The organism is Pseudomonas sp. R11-23-07 (genome assembly GCF_003852295.1).
In the GTDB taxonomy this organism is placed as follows: Bacteria; Pseudomonadota; Gammaproteobacteria; order Pseudomonadales; family Pseudomonadaceae; genus Aquipseudomonas.
On the sequence record NZ_CP027761.1, the window covers coordinates 4707587 to 4727268 of the forward strand.

Genomic DNA, 19682 nt, shown 5'->3' on the forward strand with positions numbered 1-19682 from the left:
GATTAGCTCCTGTGTTGGACATTGACGACGGAATGCTCCGATTCCGCCGTTTGCTGGCCGCCCGACGACAGCCGCTTGGCCTGGTACATTGCCGCATCGGCGGCATTGAGCAGGGTGCCGGGCGTGGCACCATGCTCGGGATAAATGGCGACGCCGATACTGAGGGAGGTCACTACCTGGGTGTTGCCGGGCAGCGGGATCGGCTGGTCCATGCTGGCAATGATCTTGTCGGCGATGCGTTGCGCATCTTCGGCTTTGTGCAGCGGCGCGAGCAGCACGGCAAATTCATCGCCGCCCAGGCGCGCCACCAGGTCATCTTCGCGCAGTTGTGCACGCACGCGCTCGGCAACGGCCACCAGCACCGCATCGCCGGCGGCGTGGCCGAAGTTATCGTTGATGTCTTTGAAACGATCGCTGTCGAGAAACAGCACCGCCACCCGCTCATTGGTCTTGGCGGCGCTGCGCAAGGCACGAATCAACCGGCCTTCGAAGAACGCACGGTTGGGCAGGCCGGTGAGGCTGTCGTGGCTGGCCTGGTGGGCAAGGGTTTCGTTTTCGCTCTGCAGGTGGTTCTGCCAGGCTTCCATCTCGCCAAGCAGGGCGTTGAAGTCGCTGCCCAGGCTGTCGAGTTCAGCGATCTGCGCCGGCGGCACGCGGCGGTCGAAGTCACGTTCGCTGCGCGCAGCGTGGGCCACGGCGGCGAGGCTTTGCAGCGGCCCGGTGATACCGTTCAACAGGCGCCGCGCCAGGTGCAACGCGACCCAGGCGCTGAGCGCGGTGCAGATCACAATGCCCGCCAGGCCGCTGAGCAGGAAGCGCAACAGGCTGCCGCCATGCCCGGTCAGGTGAATGCTGCCGACCGTTTGCCCTTGATGGAGGATCGGTTGGCTGATGGGCTGCTCAAGCAAGGCATGCGCCAGTTCAAGCTCAACCCGTGACAACATGCCAGTGTTTGGCCGTACCCATTGCGCCAGTAGTTTGCCACCTGCATCGAAAACCTCGGCCTGGGCTACTTCCTCGGTTGAGGCAATCAGGCTGAGGGCTTCGGTGGCTGCCGCACTGTCGTCGAACACCACTGCCGCTTCCACGGTGTAATTGATCGAGCGCGCGATCAAGTGCAGGTTATGTTCGGCGTACACCCGTAGCGCCAGCACGCCGAGCAGGGTCAGGGACACACTGGCCAGGGTCACCGCCACTAACGCCAGAATCAGGTGCCCCCGGCCGATGACCGAACCCAGGGTCGGCCGCGCCTTGGCGGGCCTCATGGCGCCGGCGCTCGACGGCGCGACAGTTGCAGCACGCTGGGATGAATGCGTACGCCGCTGCGGGCGACGGAGTCCAGGTTCACCTCGAACGACACTTGCGCATCACTCACCCGCAGGCAGAACAGGCTGCCCACGGTGCATTGGTCACCGCCTTCGCTGATGCTGAGCACCGGATGGCCTATCAATGAGGTAAACAATGCGCTGCGTTCGTCAGTGCTGAGTTTGCCGATGTAAACGGCGTCGCAGGCACTGACGATATCGGTATTGCTCGCCAGCAGGCGGCGCACCGTCACCGGACGGCCGGTCGCCTGGGTGGTGCCTTTGATCAGGTCGTCGGTGTATTGGGTCGGCCCGACGATGCACAAGCGCAGTTGCGCAGGCTCCACCGGCCAACGGGCGTAACTGAGGATACCGAGCACGACCTGGGTCACCGCCTGGGCGCGCTGTTCAGCCAGGCTGGATGTTTGAGCCCATGCCTGCGGGGCGAGCAGGCATAGCACTGCCACCCGCAGCAGGCGTCTCCAGCTCAAACTACGCTCGGTGAGCGAGACAGCCACGTTCATGCAGCAATTCTCTCAAGAAATTTCAAGGTGATGCCGCAACGATAGCACAGCGGCGGAAAATCCCACGACGCAGGGGTTTTCGCGGGGCTGACTATTTTTTCAGAAAAATCAGTCATCTGAATCAGAAATCCTACATGACCACTCAGTCAACTTCTGCAGGCGTGGCGTCCAACTCCAGCATCAGCCCGCTCAAGCGTTTGACCCTGCGCCGTACGGCCTCCTCAAAGACTCCGGCACGGGGTTCGATCAGGCTGAACCAGCGCTTGGCACGCGTGATACCGGTGTAGATGAGTTCTTTGGTCAGCACCGGGTTCAACGCGTCCGGCAGGATCAGCGCGGTGTGAGTGAACTCTGACCCCTGGGATTTGTGCACGGTCATGGCATACACGGTTTCCACGTCGTTGAGCCGGCTGGGCAGTACGAAGCGCACGCCCCCCTGGCCGTCATTACGCGGGAAAGCCACGCGCAGCACTTGCGGCCCGCCGTCGCTTTCGGGCAACTTCAAGGCGATGCCGATATCTCCGTTCATCAGGCCCAGGCCGTAGTCGTTACGGGTCATCAACACCGGGCGGCCTTCATACCACTGCTCGTCGCCTTCGATCAGCCGCACCTTGCGCAAGGCGGCGGTGATGCGCAGGTTCAGCCCTTCGACGCCCCACGGGCCTTTGCGCACGGCGCAGAGCAGCTGGAACGCGTCGAAGGCTTGCAGCAGTTGTTGTGCCCAGTGGGTCCAGGCGTGATCGTCACGCGGGGTGTCCAGTGCAGGCCGCGCCGACTGCAGCAGATTCAGGTAATAGCGATAGCCCTGGGCCCCGGCGCCCTGCCCGTCCAGTACCAGGCGCTCAAGGGCATAATCATGCTCGCCCTTGAGGCTGAGGCAGAACAGGTCGTCATGACTGCGCGCGGCCAGCAGCTTGCGCGCCTGCTCAGCGTTCTGCTGGTTCACCCAGCGCGCCAGTTGGCCGATGCCGCTGCCCTCGCCGAAACGCCGCGAGTAGCGCAGCATCACCACCTGCTGGGCCAGGGGATGAGTGCCGTCGAGGTCCTCCTGCAAGCCGCTGTCGGCGAGATTTTCAGCGCTGACCGCTTGCAGCCATTGGCGCGTGGTCGGGCTGTACCAACCGGCCTCGGCATCGCGGCACAAATCGCCGAGCACCGCGCCCGCCTCTACCGAAGCGAGCTGGTCCTTGTCACCCAGCAGCACCAGGCGAGCGTGGGGGGGCAAGGCGTCGAGCAGGTTGGCCATCATTTCCAGGTCGATCATCGACGCTTCGTCCACCACCAGCACATCCAGCGGCAATGGGTTGCCGACGTGATGACGAAAATGCCGAGTACCCGGGCGACTGCCCAGCAAGCGGTGAACCGTGGTGACCTGGGTCGGGATTTTTTCACGCACGGTGTCGGGCACTTTCAGCGACAGCACTTGCTGGCTGATGGACTCGGTGAGACGGGCAGCGGCTTTACCGGTGGGCGCGGCCAGGCGGATACGCAAGGGATTGCCGCTTTCCACGGCCGGTGCCTGCAACAGCGCGAGCAGGCGCACCACGGTGGTGGTCTTGCCGGTGCCGGGGCCGCCCGTGACGATGCTGAACGCGCCACGGGTGGCCAGGGCACAGGCCAGTTTTTGCCAGTCGATCACGCCATCGGGCGCCGGTTGATCGAACAAACCATTGAGCCGCTGCGGCAAATCGGTGGCGACGCTTTCGTGGCTGGCCAGCCGCAGGCGCAAGGCGCTGTCGATGCGCCGTTCATACGCCCAATAGCGGCGCAGATAGAGGCGTTTTCCGGACAGCACCAACGGACGGCTTCGGGCCGACTCACTGCCATCGACGGCCAGCGCGACCAAGGGGCTGGCGGCCAGGGCATGACACCAGTGGGCGCCGTCCAAACCCTCGAGCAATTGCGACGGCAACAGCATCGCGCCGGTTTGCAGGTCGCCTTCGGGCGGCAGCGACAAGGCAAAGTCCGGCGCCTTGAGGGTTTCGAACAGGTCGAGGCACACATGGCCGTGACCCAATTGGTGGCTGGTCAACGCCGCCGCCAGCAACACCAAGGGATCGGCTTCTGGGTCAAGCTCATGCAGGAAGCCGACGAAGGCTTTGTCCAGGGCCCGTAGCCAACCACGCTCGACCCAACGCTCGAGCAATTGCACCAGGTCGGCGGCGCGACTGAGAGGTGTCAGCTCGTCCGGCAGTAACGGCGACAGGCTCATAGCAGCACTCCTTGTTCCCAGGCGGGCTCGGCTTTGGGCGGGATAGGCTTGCCTTGGAACAACAGGTCCAGCCCTTCGATCAGTTCTCGCGGTGGCCGGGTGAAATACGCGCCCTGGCTCACCGATTGCGTACCGCGCAGGAACAGGTACAGGGCGCCGCCGATGTGGCGTTCGTAGTCGTAATCCGGCAGGCGTGCCTTGAGTTGGCGATGCAGGGCCAGCAGGTAAAGTACGTATTGCAGGTCGTACCGATGCTCGAGGATCGACTGTTCCATGGCTTCCAGGGTGTAGGCCGAATCGTCAGGGCCGAGCCAGTTGGATTTGTAGTCAGCCACGTAATAACGACCGTCGTGCTCGAAGGTCAGGTCGATAAAGCCCTTGAACATACCGTTGAGCAACACCGGTTCGGCCGCCACGCGGGAGACGCCGTGGTGGGTGTACTGGCACACCAGCTTGTCGAGGGCGAGCACGTCGACTTTATGGCTGGCGAACCAGAACTCCATTTCGATCTGGTACTGCTGCAGGCCGCTGAGGCTGACGCGGTCGTCGTACACAGGCAGCGGCGTATGCAACAAGTGGCCAAGCCAGGCGCTGAGGGTGACGATCCAGCCTTCCCAATGGCGGCGGTTACAGCGGGCGCCGACGGCCTTTTCGATGGCCTCGGGGCTCAGGTTGAAGCCTTCTTCACCGGCCCATTCCAACAAGCCATGAAGGAAGGTGCCTGGATTTGGACCGCGTGGGAAACGATGAATATCGCCGCCGGACGCCGCCACTTCCCGTGGTGCGTCGGGATCAAGGCGTTCGTCATCGAAGAGTTTCTGGGCCTGTGGGCTTTCAGGCGCTTCGAGATTCGCGGCGCTCATGCTGTCGCCAATGCGCAAGGCGCTGTAGGAGGCAATCCACCAGTTTTCTGCGGCCTTGCGTTTAGGCAGCAGCGGGGCCAACAAGGTGGCTTCGTTGCGCGGTGGATGAAACACAGTGTCTTGCGCTTGCGGCACATGGGCATAGCTGATGGTCGGGCAGCCTTCCTGCAGCGCCATCAACCAGCGCGCCAGGTCGGCGGACGCCCCCAGCGGCGCACCGGCGCCGAGCAAATAGCCCAGCGCCGAAAGGTGCAGCACGGAGCTGCTGCTGTTGCCGCGCTTGAGGTCGGCGATGCCCAGCCAGCAGGCGTGTTTGGCGCGGGTCAGGGCGACATACAGCAAGCGCAGGTCTTCGGCCAGGCGCTCATCGTCGGCCTGGGCGATCAACTCTGCGGTGGGCCGCAGGCTGACGTGGGATTTGCCCTGCTCGTCGTGGTAATGCAGCGGCAACCGCGTGCCGTCCACTGGCTTGGCCGAACAGATGAAGGGCAGGAACACCAGGTCGTATTCCAGGCCCTTGGATTTGTGGATCGTCACCACCTTGACCAGTTGCTCATCGCTTTCCAGGCGCAGGATCTGCTCTTCACCGGCCTGACCCGACAGCGCCAAGTGCTCGGCAAGATGGCGAATCAACGCCTGCTCGCCGTCCAGTTCCGACGCCGCCTGCTGCAGCAGTTCGCTGAGGTGCAACAGGTTGGTCAGCACGCGCTCGCCATCGCTTCGGGCGATCAGGGTTTGCGGCAGCTTGAAGTCATGCAGCAGGCGGCGCAGCATCGGCAGCACGCCTTGGGTGCGCCAGATCGAGCGGTAGCCACGGAACTGCATCACGCGGCTTTCCCACGCCAGTTCGTCCTGGTTCAGACGCTCCAGCTCCGCCAATGACAAGTTCAAGGTGACACAGGCCAGGGCCGCGCGCAGCGGGCGTTCGACGTCCGGTTCGGCGCAGGCCTTGAGCCAGGCCAGCAGATCGTGGGCTTCCTGGGCGGCGAAGACCGAGTCTTTATCCGACAGGTACACACTGCGCACGCCCCGCGCCGCCAACTCGGCGCGCACGGCCTGGGCTTCCTTGCCGTCTCGCACGAGGATGGCGATGTCTGACGGCAGCACGCCGTTGAAGGTGTTGTCTTTGACAAAACCCGCGCTGCCTTGCTGCCCGCCATTGAGCAACGCGACGATGTGCGTGGCGCAGGCGGCGGCCAGTTGCTGGCGATACAGCACATTGGAAATCGGCTGGTCGGTGGGCAGGTGCCAAAGGTTCATCGCCGGCAGCGTATGGCCGTCGACCTGCAGCTGTTCCTTGCGGCCCTGGGACAGCACCGGGTGAAACGGCACCGGGTTATGGCCGTCGGGCTCACGAAACAGGAAGGCGCCCCGGCCGGTTTCTGCACGCTGGAACACATGGTTCACCGCCTCGACCATCGCATGGCTGGAGCGGAAGTTGGTGCCCAGGGTGTGATGGCGCCCGGTGGTGGACTGCCGGGCACGCAGGTAGGTATAGATATCCGCGCCGCGGAAGGCGTAGATCGCCTGTTTGGGGTCGCCGATCAGGAACAGGCCGCTGTCCAGGTGGTTTTCTTCGATGCGGTAAATGCTGTCGAAGATGCTGTATTGCACGGGGTCGGTGTCTTGGAATTCATCGATCAAGGCCACCGGGAATTGCTCGCGGATCACACTGGCGAGGCGCTCGCCACCGTCGGCCTGGAGCGCGGCGTTGAGGCGGATCAGCATGTCGTCGAAGCCCATTTCGGCGCGCCGCCGCTTCTCTTCTTCGAAGCGCTTGCCCACCCAGGACGCGGCGTGTTGCAACACAGCGGCGTCCGGGGTTGGCAGTGCGTCAAGGGCGGCTTTAAGGCCGGCCATGCCGTCGATGCCGGGATGCCGTGGCGGCTCGCCTTTCCAGGCTTCGGCCATGCCGTCGGGGGTCAGCCGGGTAAAGCCAGTGCCGATATCCAGTTGTTCCAGGGTTTCGTCGGCGGCCCAGGCGCTGATTTTTTCGAACCAGGGCTCGAAGTAACGCGCCTGCATTTTGCGCCCATCGACCGCCTTGGCAGCAACGGCTTGCAGGCACAGCTCGCGCAGCTCGGCGGCCCATTGCAGCCAAGGCGCCTTGATGCGGGCCAACGCCTCGCGGCGCTCCTGCAGGCAGGCGGTGATCATGTCGGCCGGCTCGCGGCTGTCCTCGGCGGGCCGCTCACTGCCGAACAGCGCGCGTACCCGTGGCATCAACGCGGCCGGGCCACCCCAGTTGTTGCGCACCCAGTTGAGTGCGTCGTCGTGCATCGGGTAGCAGAACAAGCGCCAGTAGTCGCGCAGCACTTCACCGAGCAGGTCGCTGTGATCGGTCTCCAGGGTCTGGGTAAACAGGCTGCCGCTGTCGAAGGCGTGCTCGCGCAGCATACGCTGGCACCAACTGTGGATCGTCGAGACGGCCGCCTCGTCCATCCATTGCGCGGCGATGTCCAAGCGATTGGCGCAGGCGGGCCACTGCTCCTCGGGGTATTGATTACGCAGGTCGGCGATCAAGGCGTCAGGCGGCTCGATTTCGCCACGGAAGAACCGCGCCGCTTCGGCCAGGCGGATACGGATACGTTCACGCAACTCCTTGGTGGCGGCGTCGGTGAAGGTCACCACCAGAATCTGCGGCGGCAGCAGTTCGCGGCCGAAGCCGGACTCATCACCACCGTTGCCGAGGACCAGGCGCAGGTACAGGGCCGAAATCGTGAAAGTTTTGCCGGTGCCGGCGCTGGCTTCGATCAGTTGGCTGCCTTTGAGCGGGAAGGCCAGGGCCAAGGGCTTGTTACTCATGCGCCGGCCTCCGCGCTGGACAGTGAACGCCAGGGGGCGCTGATCAGGGGGCGATACAGGGTTTCACACCAACCTTCGAATTCTTCGCTGGCCACCAGCGTGGCGTAGTCGGGGAACTGACGAGTGAGCGCGGGCGTTTCACGGCGCTCACCGTCGGTGGTGATGCCGTCGCCCTCGTAGGCTTTGCTGGCAGCGGCGTGGGCCTTGGCGGGGTCGGTCTGGCCGAGCCAGGCAAAGGCGGTTTTTACCGCGACGGGCAGCGGTTTGCTCATGCCGGTGTGCCAGGCGAGCAGCAGGTCGGCGAGGATGTGCTGCGCGGTGGCGGTGTCCAGTGGGGCCAGGAGCAAGGTGTCGTCACTGGCCACCAGCCCGGTGCTCAACGGCACGCCACACGCACAGGCGACCACGTGATTGACCCAGGGGCGAATCAGCCGGTGCCACTTGCGCGTCTTGATCGAACCGATGCTGTTGGGAATGGTGGTCACGCTTAACAATCCGCCATCACTGCGTCGATGCAGGCCGCTGATCCAGCCTTCGAGCTGGATGCCCTGGTACTCGAAACTGATCGGTTCCGCGCCAGCGTGCGGGGTTGGCCAGAGCGCCAGGAGTTGTTGGTAGCGCTGCAACAGATCCGGCAACGGCTCGATCAGCTCGTTGCGCAGGCATTCGCCGAAACCGACCATAGGCAGCAGGCCACTGCCTTGCAGGCGTAAGGCTTGGGCGTTGAGGGCCTGATCAAGCTGGTCGGGCCGGGCCAGTGCGGCATTCAGCAGACTGTCGCTGAGGCTGTAGCGTTGCAGTGCGTCGAGGACGAAGGGTTCTTCGTCGGCCAACGGTACTTCGGCAGCTTCGAAGAACACTTTCAGGCGTTGGCTGAAGAAATGCTTTACCGGATTGCGCAGGAAATCCTGCAACTGACCGAGGCTCAGGGGTTCTTCCTGATGGTGCGGTGCCAGCGCGTGGTCGTGGGCCATTGCGGCCGGCGCTTCGTGCAGCAGCTGCCATTCGCGGGCGTAACTGAACAGCGGGTCGCCTTCATGGAAGTAGCGGGCGCTGAACGGCTGGAGCGGGTGTTCCTGGGTCATCGCTTCGATCAGGGGTTCTTGGCTATCGGCGTTATGCCAGCCGCTGGCGAGATGGTCGCGCAGTTGGCCGATCAGCACCGAGGCCGGGCGCTCACTGTTGTCGCGGATGCTGCGGCCGACCCAGCTGATATAGAGCTGGTCGCGCGCGGAAAGCAGGGCTTCGAGCAGCAGGTAGCGGTCGTCCTCACGGCGGGACCGATCGCCGGGCCGGTAGTCGCTGCCCATCAGGTCAAAGTCCAGCGGGGGCTGGGCACGCGGGTAGTCGCCGTCGTTCATGCCGAGCAGGCAGACCAGCTTGAACGGGATTGCGCGCATGGGCATCAGGGTACAAAAATTGACCGCGCCTGCGAGGAAGCGCTGGGACAGGCGGCCTTGGTCAAGCCCGGCTAACCACGCCTCGCGAACTACAGTGAGCGGTAACTCGTCCTGCAGGCCGACGGATTCGCAGGTTTCCAGCCAAGTTTCTCTTAATTGTTCGAGTTGGCCCAACAGGTAGTCATCGTGCTCGCTGCTGGGCAGGAAAAACTGCTGCATCAAGCGTTGCAGACGCTCGCCCCATTCGTGGGGAGGTGCTGGTTGTGACAGCGCTTGATGGGCGTCGTTTAATGCGTCGAGCAAGGCGACCAGTGGGCCGATCAGCGCCGCATCGAGCCCACCGATCTCGTCGTATGGCTCGATGCCATCGCACGCGACACCGGTGCCGACGGCGTAACCCAGCAGCATCCGCCGCAAGCCAAATCGCCAACTGTTCTGCTCCAGCGCCTCGGGCAGCCCGAGGCCGGCACGCTGCTCGGCGTTGAGACCCCAGCGGATACCCGCGCCTTCAATCCAGCGGTGCAGCGTCGGCAGGTCGCGTTCATTGATGGCGAAACGTTCGCGCAGGGCGGGAACATCCAACAGGTCGAGAATCTCGCTGACGGGGAAGCGGCTGTCGGGGAGCTTGAGCAGGTGCTCGACGGCGATCAGCAGCGGGTCACGACCGCGTTGGCCTTGGTCTGTCAGGGTGAACGGAATGAAGCGTGGGTCGTTTCTTTCCAGTTGGCCGAAAACCGCGCGAATGTGCGGCGCATAGCTGTCGACATCGGGGACCATGACGATGATGTCCCGAGGGCGCAAGGTGGGATCGGTGCTGAAGCGTTGAAGCAATTGGTCGTGGAGAATTTCTACTTCGCGCTGGGCGCTGTGGGCGATGTGAAAGCGGATGGATGCGTCGCGCTTCAGGTCGACTGCAGGCCAGCGTTCACGGGTTTCGTCGAGTGGGCGCAGTTCAAGGATATCGTCCTGAAGCTGGTTGAGCAGCGTGGTAGGTTGGCTGTCGCTGAACAGGTCGATACGCCCATCACGGAAGGCGGCGCGGTAGCTGTTGGGGTCGTCATAACTGTCCAACAGGCTGATGTAGTCACGGCCCTGCTTGCCCCAGGCGGCGAGCAGCGGATGGGCATGTTGGTGCAGGGTTTGTGGATCGATGGTGACTGGCATGCCCGCTTTGCGCGCTTGGCGCTTGTATTCGTTACGCAGCAGGTCCTTGTCGGCCACGATGTCTGACCAATGATGGCGGCAAGGGTTGTGCACGCACAGCAGCACTTGGCTGAAACGGGCCAGGCCCGCCAGGGCTTCAAGCGCTTGGGCGGGCAGTGATGAAATGCCGAAGACGATCACGCGGGAAGGCAGGCCAGGAGGCGCTTGCTCGAGCGTGTTGATGCGCTCGATAAAACGCTGGTGAACGCCGGCACGACTCTCGGCCATGCCCTGCGCGCCTACGTCGAGCAGCAACGCGCGCCATAACTCAGCCTGCCAACAGTTCGCAGTGTTAAGGGGTTTGGATTCACCGCGTCCATTACGTAACTGATGCCGCCCTGCGGCCCAGTCTTCCAGCCAATCGGCGCGATACACCTGGTATTGGTCGAACAGGTCGGCCAGGCGCTCGGCGAGCTGGTAGCGCTTGCGCAGGTCGGTGTCGTGGGTCAGGAAGCGTTGCAGCGGCTCGAAATGGGGCTGGTCGATAAGCTGCGGCAGCAGGCGCATAAGTCGCCACGTCAGCGGTGCCTTATCAAGCAAAGACTTAGGGGGAATTTCGTCACGACCCAGGACCATGCGATAGAGCTGCCACATGAAGCTGCCAGGCAGTTGCACATCGATTGCCGCTGCAATGCCACAACCGCCCATATCGTCTTCCTGCGGATCTTCGGCCAGGGCAAGCTTGAGCCATTGGGCGATGCCGTTGCTTTGGACCAGAGCGATTTCGTTTTCCAAAGGCGCCAGGGGATAACGACGCATCCAACTGACTACCAGGCTGCGCAACTCGTCCAGGCGGTTACCGTGAACCACCATGAATCCAGCGCTGAGGGACGTCGCACCCGGCATAACGGTTTCCTTGGGAAAGCAAGAATCGAGGCGTGGACTTTAGCACTGAAGGCCACTGCAATGAGCGTCTTGGCACTTTTCGACCGCCCAAAACAAAACCCCATCTGCTTTCGCAAATGGGGTTTCGGAATTTAATCTTGACGATGACCTACTCTCACATGGGGAAACCCCACACTACCATCGGCGATGCATCGTTTCACTACTGAGTTCGGGATGGGATCAGGTGGTTCCAATGCTCTATGGTCGTCAAGAAATTCGGGTACTGAGTCGTGGCCATGTGGCCTCGCTTCAGCAAATTGGGTATGGGATAGAAGTCGGTGTTTTGTGAGCATCGAACTTTCGGTTCATTGCGTCTTCACACACCGCAATCTGATGCTCTCTCGAGTAGTCAAATTGCTTGGGTGTTATATGGTCAAGCCTCACGGGCAATTAGTATTGGTTAGCTCAACGCCTCACAGCGCTTACACACCCAACCTATCAACGTCGTAGTCTTCGACGGCCCTTCAGGGGACTCAAGGTCCCAGTGAGATCTCATCTTGAGGCTAGTTTCCCGCTTAGATGCTTTCAGCGGTTATCTATTCCGAACATAGCTACCCGGCAATGCCACTGGCGTGACAACCGGAACACCAGAGGTTCGTCCACTCCGGTCCTCTCGTACTAGGAGCAGCCCCTCTCAAATCTCAAACGTCCACGGCAGATAGGGACCGAACTGTCTCACGACGTTCTAAACCCAGCTCGCGTACCACTTTAAATGGCGAACAGCCATACCCTTGGGACCGGCTTCAGCCCCAGGATGTGATGAGCCGACATCGAGGTGCCAAACACCGCCGTCGATATGAACTCTTGGGCGGTATCAGCCTGTTATCCCCGGAGTACCTTTTATCCGTTGAGCGATGGCCCTTCCATACAGAACCACCGGATCACTAAGACCTACTTTCGTACCTGCTCGACGTGTCTGTCTCGCAGTCAAGCGCGCTTTTGCCTTTATACTCTACGACCGATTTCCGACCGGTCTGAGCGCACCTTCGTACTCCTCCGTTACTCTTTAGGAGGAGACCGCCCCAGTCAAACTACCCACCATACACTGTCCTCGATCCGGATAACGGACCTGAGTTAGAACCTCAAAGTTGCCAGGGTGGTATTTCAAGGTTGGCTCCACGCGAACTGGCGTCCACGCTTCAAAGCCTCCCACCTATCCTACACAAGCAAATTCAAAGTCCAGTGCAAAGCTATAGTAAAGGTTCACGGGGTCTTTCCGTCTAGCCGCGGATACACTGCATCTTCACAGCGATTTCAATTTCACTGAGTCTCGGGTGGAGACAGCGCCGCCATCGTTACGCCATTCGTGCAGGTCGGAACTTACCCGACAAGGAATTTCGCTACCTTAGGACCGTTATAGTTACGGCCGCCGTTTACCGGGGCTTCGATCAAGAGCTTCGCGTTAGCTAACCCCATCAATTAACCTTCCGGCACCGGGCAGGCGTCACACCCTATACGTCCACTTTCGTGTTTGCAGAGTGCTGTGTTTTTAATAAACAGTCGCAGCGGCCTGGTATCTTCGACCGGCATGAGCTTACGGAGCAAGTCCTTCACCCTCACCGGCGCACCTTCTCCCGAAGTTACGGTGCCATTTTGCCTAGTTCCTTCACCCGAGTTCTCTCAAGCGCCTTGGTATTCTCTACCCAACCACCTGTGTCGGTTTGGGGTACGGTTCCTGGTTACCTGAAGCTTAGAAGCTTTTCTTGGAAGCATGGCATCAACCACTTCGTCGTCTAAAAGACAACTCGTCATCAGCTCTCGGCCTTAGAATCCCGGATTTACCTAAGATTCCAGCCTACCACCTTAAACTTGGACAACCAACGCCAAGCTGGCCTAGCCTTCTCCGTCCCTCCATCGCAATAACCAGAAGTACAGGAATATTAACCTGTTTTCCATCGACTACGCTTTTCAGCCTCGCCTTAGGGACCGACTAACCCTGCGTCGATTAACGTTGCGCAGGAAACCTTGGTCTTTCGGCGTGGGTGTTTTTCACACCCATTGTCGTTACTCATGTCAGCATTCGCACTTCTGATACCTCCAGCAAGCTTCTCAACTCACCTTCACAGGCTTACAGAACGCTCCTCTACCGCATCACTTACGTGATACCCGTAGCTTCGGTGTATGGTTTGAGCCCCGTTACATCTTCCGCGCAGGCCGACTCGACTAGTGAGCTATTACGCTTTCTTTAAAGGGTGGCTGCTTCTAAGCCAACCTCCTAGCTGTCTAAGCCTTCCCACATCGTTTCCCACTTAACCATAACTTTGGGACCTTAGCTGACGGTCTGGGTTGTTTCCCTTTTCACGACGGACGTTAGCACCCGCCGTGTGTCTCCCATGCTCGGCACTTGTAGGTATTCGGAGTTTGCATCGGTTTGGTAAGTCGGGATGACCCCCTAGCCGAAACAGTGCTCTACCCCCTACAGTGATACATGAGGCGCTACCTAAATAGCTTTCGAGGAGAACCAGCTATCTCCGAGCTTGATTAGCCTTTCACTCCGATCCACAGGTCATCCGCTAACTTTTCAACGGTAGTCGGTTCGGTCCTCCAGTTAGTGTTACCCAACCTTCAACCTGCCCATGGATAGATCGCCCGGTTTCGGGTCTATTCCCAGCGACTAGACGCCCTATTAAGACTCGCTTTCGCTACGCCTCCCCTATTCGGTTAAGCTCGCCACTGAAAATAAGTCGCTGACCCATTATACAAAAGGTACGCAGTCACCTAACAAAGTAGGCTCCCACTGCTTGTACGCATACGGTTTCAGGATCTATTTCACTCCCCTCTCCGGGGTTCTTTTCGCCTTTCCCTCACGGTACTAGTTCACTATCGGTCAGTCAGTAGTATTTAGCCTTGGAGGATGGTCCCCCCATATTCAGACAAAGTTTCTCGTGCTCCGTCCTACTCGATTTCATGACTAAGAGATTTTCGCGTACAGGGCTATCACCCACTATGGCCGCACTTTCCAGAGCGTTCCGCTAATCTCAAAGCCACTTAAGGGCTAGTCCCCGTTCGCTCGCCACTACTAAGGGAATCTCGGTTGATTTCTTTTCCTCAGGGTACTTAGATGTTTCAGTTCCCCTGGTTCGCTCCATACACCTATGTATTCAGTGTAAGGTAACCATCTTATGATGGCTGGGTTCCCCCATTCAGACATCTCCGGATCAAAGTCTGTTTGCCGACTCCCCGAAGCTTTTCGCAGGCTACCACGTCTTTCATCGCCTCTGACTGCCAAGGCATCCACCGTATGCGCTTCTTCACTTGACCATATAACCCCAAGCAATCTGGTTATACTGTGAAGACAACATTCGCCGAAAATTCGATCATACTCAATTAAGAGCGACTCACAAATTTTACCTTAGCCTGAGCCGTTACCAGTGAAAGTAACGTCCAGTCTATCTTTCTATCACATACCCAAATTTTTAAAGAACGAACTAGTCAAAGACTAGAAATCAACATTCACCATCACAACGATGGAATGCTCATTTCTAAGCTTTCTACAAACAGAAGCAGTAGTGGTGGAGCCAAACGGGATCGAACCGTTGACCTCCTGCGTGCAAGGCAGGCGCTCTCCCAGCTGAGCTATGGCCCCGTATTTCTACAGGCGTTTCCCACACAAAATTGGTGGGTCTGGGCAGATTCGAACTGCCGACCTCACCCTTATCAGGGGTGCGCTCTAACCAACTGAGCTACAGACCCAATTTCGGGCTGCTTCTTTTCGTCTTCTTCAATGAATCAAGCAATTCGTGTGGGAACTTATGGAGCAGCTGATGTCGTCGATTAAGGAGGTGATCCAGCCGCAGGTTCCCCTACGGCTACCTTGTTACGACTTCACCCCAGTCATGAATCACACCGTGGTAACCGTCCTCCCGAAGGTTAGACTAGCTACTTCTGGTGCAACCCACTCCCATGGTGTGACGGGCGGTGTGTACAAGGCCCGGGAACGTATTCACCGCGACATTCTGATTCGCGATTACTAGCGATTCCGACTTCACGCAGTCGAGTTGCAGACTGCGATCCGGACTACGATCGGTTTTCTGGGATTAGCTCCACCTCGCGGCTTGGCAACCCTCTGTACCGACCATTGTAGCACGTGTGTAGCCCAGGCCGTAAGGGCCATGATGACTTGACGTCATCCCCACCTTCCTCCGGTTTGTCACCGGCAGTCTCCTTAGAGTGCCCACCATAACGTGCTGGTAACTAAGGACAAGGGTTGCGCTCGTTACGGGACTTAACCCAACATCTCACGACACGAGCTGACGACAGCCATGCAGCACCTGTCTCAATGTTCCCGAAGGCACCAATCCATCTCTGGAAAGTTCATTGGATGTCAAGGCCTGGTAAGGTTCTTCGCGTTGCTTCGAATTAAACCACATGCTCCACCGCTTGTGCGGGCCCCCGTCAATTCATTTGAGTTTTAACCTTGCGGCCGTACTCCCCAGGCGGTCAACTTAATGCGTTAGCTGCGCCACTAAGAGCTCAAGGCTCCCAACGGCTAGTTGACATCGTTTACGGCGTGGACTACCAGGGTATCTAATCCTGTTTGCTCCCCACGCTTTCGCACCTCAGTGTCAGTGTTGGTCCAGGTGGTCGCCTTCGCCACTGGTGTTCCTTCCTATATCTACGCATTTCACCGCTACACAGGAAATTCCACCACCCTCTACCACACTCTAGTCAGTCAGTTTTGAATGCAGTTCCCAGGTTGAGCCCGGGGATTTCACATCCAACTTAACAAACCACCTACGCGCGCTTTACGCCCAGTAATTCCGATTAACGCTTGCACCCTCTGTATTACCGCGGCTGCTGGCACAGAGTTAGCCGGTGCTTATTCTGTCGGTAACGTCAAAACAATCACGTATTAGGTAACTGCCCTTCCTCCCAACTTAAAGTGCTTTACAATCCGAAGACCTTCTTCACACACGCGGCATGGCTGGATCAGGCTTTCGCCCATTGTCCAATATTCCCCACTGCTGCCTCCCGTAGGAGTCTGGACCGTGTCTCAGTTCCAGTGTGACTGATCATCCTCTCAGACCAGTTACGGATCGTCGCCTTGGTGAGCCATTACCTCACCAACTAGCTAATCCGACCTAGGCTCATCTGATAGCGCAAGGCCCGAAGGTCCCCTGCTTTCTCCCGTAGGACGTATGCGGTATTAGCGTCCGTTTCCGAACGTTATCCCCCACTACCAGGCAGATTCCTAGGCATTACTCACCCGTCCGCCGCTCTCAAGAGAAGCAAGCTTCTCTCTACCGCTCGACTTGCATGTGTTAGGCCTGCCGCCAGCGTTCAATCTGAGCCATGATCAAACTCTTCAGTTCAAACATCTTTGGGTTTTTAAGAAACCCTAAACTTGGCTCAGCAATCATTGGTTACATCTTTGATTTCTCGCGGAGTAACTTGTGATGCTGATAATCTTGTTGACTATCAGTCTGACTCCACAAGCACCCACACGAATTGCTTGATTCAGTTGTTAAAGAGCGGTTGGTTAAGAGCTATTCGTCTCAACCGAGGCGCGCATTCTACAGCAGCCTCATTTGCTGTCAAGCGGTTATTTTCAGAAGTTTTCGAAGAATTTTTCAACAACTTCAACCACTTGCGCTTGCGATCTCTCGTAAGCGGGAGGCGAATTCTACAGCGTTACACGCTGCTGTCAACACCTCTTTTTCAACTTCCTTTTGGCTTCGATGGACTGAAGCAACCTGCCGCCGAAAACTACTTAACTCATTGTTTACCAAGGAGTTTTCCGTTTCGACTGCGCCGGAAGTGGGGCGAATTATAGGCGCACAGAATCTGCCGTCAAGGGTTAATTACGCTTTTGTTGCTGCCGGTGCTTTTTTAGTAATAAGACGCGGGATCCGACGCATCACTGGCGGTACGCGCAGCAACAGAAGCAGTGCACCTATGGAAGCATAGATAGCCCACTCCTTGAGGTTAGCCCGCACTATCCACAGCATATGCAGCAAACCGAGCCCTAGAATCACGTACACCAGGCGATGCAATTTCTTCCAGCGACTGCCCAGCTGGCGCTGACTGTAACGATTGGAGGTCACAGCCAAAACCAGTAGAGACAAAAACCCCAAGGCGCCGACAATTATGTACGGACGCTTACGCAACTCCACGCCCAGCTGCGACCAGTCAAGCCCGAGGACAAATACGCAATAAGCCGCCAGATGCAGCACCACATAGGCAAAGCACCACAAACCCAGCTGCCGGCGCACTGCGATCCACCCCGCCAAACCGCTGAGCTTCTGCAGCGGTGTCATCGCGAGCGTGATCAGCAACAGGATCAAGGTGCCCAGCCCCAGGCGATCCACCAGCACCTTGCCCGGGTCGGGCCCCAGGGCAAAACTCCAGGCCTCATAGAGCCAGAACAACGGCCAGACAGCGACGGCTATAAAGACGCCGATGCGCCAGATCGGATAGCGCATCAGTAATTCTTCTTCAGGTCGAGACCTGTATAGAGAGCCGCGACCTCATCCGCGTAGCCATTGAACATCTGCGTCTCACGCACGTTCGGGCTGAAAAGGCCGCTCGGTAGACGACGCTCCCGTGCCTGGGTCCAGCGCGGATGGTCAACCGTAGGGTTCACATTCGCATAAAACCCATACTCATCGGCAGCAATACTCTGCCAGGTCGTTTTAGGTTGCTCGCTGACAAGACTGATCCGCACAATCGACTTCACGCTCTTGAAGCCATACTTCCAAGGCACGACCAAACGCAGGGGCGCCCCGTTCTGGTTAGGCAGCTCCCGCCCGTACATACCCACGGCAAGGATCGCCAACGGATTCATCGCCTCGTCCAGACGCAGCCCTTCTATATAAGGCCAGTCGATCAAGCCGAAACTGGAACGCTGACCCGGCATGCTCTTCGGGTCCTGTAGCGTTTCGAAGCGGATGAATTTCGCCTTTGAAGTAGGTTCAACCTGCTTGAGCAAGGCGGAAACAGGAAAGCCGATCCAGGGAATCACCATCGACCACGCTTCGACGCAGCGCAGCCGGTAGATGCGCTCTTCCAATTCGTAAGGTTTCATGAAGTCTTCCAAGGCGTAGCGCCCCGGCTTCGCAACTTCACCATCAATCACAACACTCCAGGGCTCAGTCTTGAGCGAACCCGCATTTGCCGCCGGATCGCCCTTGTCTGTGCCGAACTCGTAGAAGTTGTTGTAGTGGGTTGCATCCTTGAACGGCGTGATGGCCTCGCCCTTGACCGTCACAGCCTGCCACTTGGTGCCTGGAAGCTTTTGCGTAAACCAGTCAGGCGCCCTGCCCGGCTCGACATCGGCATAACGTGCCGCCTCTTCGGCACTGGCCCAACGTGGCAAGCTGCTCGCGGCGATACCGGCAAGCGCACCACCGAGCAAGCTGCGGCGAGAGAGGTAGAACGATTCAGGCGTGACATCCGATTCGTGGCAATCGGACGCTTTGGGGATCTTGATTAACATGGCAACTCCGCAGCATTGGAGGACAGGTGCACCAATAGACTGCGGAGTATGGGGGAAATTACATTAAGACAATGTTTTGTCCCGGCGAAGATGCAGCAGGTACTGCACCGGCCCGGAAGCGGCGTAGGCCAAGAAAGCTAACAATAGAATTCTCGGCGGGTCGCTGAACACCACCGCAAACACCAGCACCACCACTAGAATCGCCACGAAAGGCACACGCCCCTTGAGGTCGAACTCCTTGAAGCTGTTGTACTTGATGTTGCTGACCATCAGCATGCCGGCCGCCGCAACCATCAAGGCGACCAGGAACGACATCTTCGAACCCTGGATGCCGTAGTCACTGAACGCCCAGACGATACCCGCCACCACGCCCGCCGCAGCTGGGCTGGCCAGGCCAATAAAGTAGCGCTTGTCGGCAGTACCGACCTGAGTGTTGAAGCGCGCCAGACGCAACGCCGCACCCGCCACATAGATGAAGGCCACCATCCAGCCGACCTTACCCATGTCACCCAGAGCCCAGGCAAACGCCAGCAACGCCGGGGCGACACCAAAGGCAACCATGTCCGACAACGAGTCGTACTCGGCACCGAAGGCGCTTTGAGTATTGGTCATGCGCGCGACACGACCATCCAGGCCATCAAGCACCATGGCGACGAAGATGGCGATGGCAGCAAAACCGAAGTACTTGCTGGCACTTACGGCATCACCCGCCGCCAATGCGCTCTGGGCACTCATCGAGTTGATGATGGAATAGAAGCCGGCAAACAGGTTCGCCGTGGTGAACAGGTTGGGCAGCAGATAGATGCCACGATGCCGGACCTTGCGGCCTTCCGCGTCATGCCCTTCTTCGACATGTTCATCGATTGGCAGCAGGCTTTCGGCGTCAGAAGCCTGGCTTGGCTCTTCGGGACGTTCGCTCATGGACTTTACCTTGCAACGGTGTGAAAAAAATTCGACAGATACTTGCGGCGAGTGTTCGCCCGCAAACGATGCAGCTTTATACCAGAACCCGCTTACCCAAACGAAAAAACGCGGCCGAAGCCGCGTTTTC

8 protein-coding genes, 2 tRNA genes and 3 rRNA genes are annotated in these 19682 nt (G+C 59.1%); all 13 read right to left on the reverse strand.

What is annotated here, in order from left to right:
• Positions 1-2 precede the first annotated feature (2 nt).
• Complete coding sequence (locus C4J84_RS21570) at positions 3-1265, reverse strand: diguanylate cyclase domain-containing protein (RefSeq protein WP_124436075.1); 1263 nt, start codon at positions 1263-1265, stop codon at positions 3-5.
• On the reverse strand, positions 1262-1828 hold the full coding sequence (locus tag C4J84_RS21575) for a YfiR family protein (protein ID WP_124371868.1): 567 nt from the start codon (positions 1826-1828) through the stop codon (positions 1262-1264). Before C4J84_RS21575 ends, C4J84_RS21570 begins: the two co-directional genes overlap by 4 nt.
• A gap of 142 nt (positions 1829-1970) precedes the next feature.
• Complete coding sequence (gene recD / locus C4J84_RS21580; protein WP_124436076.1) at positions 1971-4040, reverse strand: exodeoxyribonuclease V subunit alpha; 2070 nt, start codon at positions 4038-4040, stop codon at positions 1971-1973.
• Entirely contained in the window at positions 4037-7708 is a 3672-nt protein-coding gene (gene recB / locus C4J84_RS21585; protein ID WP_124436077.1) for an exodeoxyribonuclease V subunit beta, read from the reverse strand. The genes recD and recB overlap by 4 nt, the downstream gene beginning before the upstream one ends.
• On the reverse strand, positions 7705-11157 hold the full coding sequence (gene recC / locus C4J84_RS21590) for an exodeoxyribonuclease V subunit gamma (protein WP_124436078.1): 3453 nt from the start codon (positions 11155-11157) through the stop codon (positions 7705-7707). Before recC ends, recB begins: the two co-directional genes overlap by 4 nt.
• Positions 11158-11292: 135 nt before the next feature.
• Positions 11293-11408 (reverse strand): 5S ribosomal RNA (gene rrf / locus C4J84_RS21595).
• Positions 11409-11565: 157 nt separating this feature from the next.
• Positions 11566-14457, reverse strand: a 23S ribosomal RNA gene (locus C4J84_RS21600).
• A gap of 249 nt (positions 14458-14706) precedes the next feature.
• Positions 14707-14782 (reverse strand) — tRNA-Ala (locus C4J84_RS21605).
• Between the two features lie 30 nt (positions 14783-14812).
• Positions 14813-14889: transfer RNA gene (locus tag C4J84_RS21610), tRNA-Ile, on the reverse strand.
• An 82-nt stretch (positions 14890-14971) separates the two neighbouring features.
• Positions 14972-16508, reverse strand: a 16S ribosomal RNA gene (locus C4J84_RS21615).
• Together the 16S, 23S and 5S rRNA genes with 2 tRNA genes alongside form the textbook arrangement of a ribosomal RNA operon.
• A gap of 489 nt (positions 16509-16997) precedes the next feature.
• Positions 16998-17618: a protein-methionine-sulfoxide reductase heme-binding subunit MsrQ gene (msrQ, locus tag C4J84_RS21625; protein WP_124371872.1), complete on the reverse strand. Its 621-nt coding sequence runs from the start codon at positions 17616-17618 to the stop codon at positions 16998-17000.
• Positions 17618-18631: a protein-methionine-sulfoxide reductase catalytic subunit MsrP gene (gene msrP, locus C4J84_RS21630; protein ID WP_124371873.1), complete on the reverse strand. Its 1014-nt coding sequence runs from the start codon at positions 18629-18631 to the stop codon at positions 17618-17620. Before msrP ends, msrQ begins: the two co-directional genes overlap by 1 nt.
• 63 nt (positions 18632-18694) lie before the next feature.
• Positions 18695-19552 (reverse strand): CDP-diacylglycerol--serine O-phosphatidyltransferase, encoded by an 858-nt coding sequence (pssA, locus tag C4J84_RS21635; RefSeq protein WP_124371874.1) that lies wholly within the window; start codon positions 19550-19552, stop codon positions 18695-18697.
• Positions 19553-19682: the final 130 nt, after the last annotated feature.

Coding starts and splice junctions, on each gene's coding strand:
- C4J84_RS21570 (WP_124436075.1), bottom strand. CDS start 1,265: ATGAGGCCCGCCAAGGCGCGGCCGACCCTGGGTTCGGTCATCGGCCGG.
- C4J84_RS21575 (WP_124371868.1), bottom strand. CDS start 1,828: ATGAACGTGGCTGTCTCGCTCACCGAGCGTAGTTTGAGCTGGAGACGC.
- recD (WP_124436076.1), bottom strand. CDS start 4,040: ATGAGCCTGTCGCCGTTACTGCCGGACGAGCTGACACCTCTCAGTCGC.
- recB (WP_124436077.1), bottom strand. CDS start 7,708: ATGAGTAACAAGCCCTTGGCCCTGGCCTTCCCGCTCAAAGGCAGCCAA.
- recC (WP_124436078.1), bottom strand. CDS start 11,157: ATGCCGGGTGCGACGTCCCTCAGCGCTGGATTCATGGTGGTTCACGGT.
- msrQ (WP_124371872.1), bottom strand. CDS start 17,618: ATGCGCTATCCGATCTGGCGCATCGGCGTCTTTATAGCCGTCGCTGTC.
- msrP (WP_124371873.1), bottom strand. CDS start 18,631: ATGTTAATCAAGATCCCCAAAGCGTCCGATTGCCACGAATCGGATGTC.
- pssA (WP_124371874.1), bottom strand. CDS start 19,552: ATGAGCGAACGTCCCGAAGAGCCAAGCCAGGCTTCTGACGCCGAAAGC.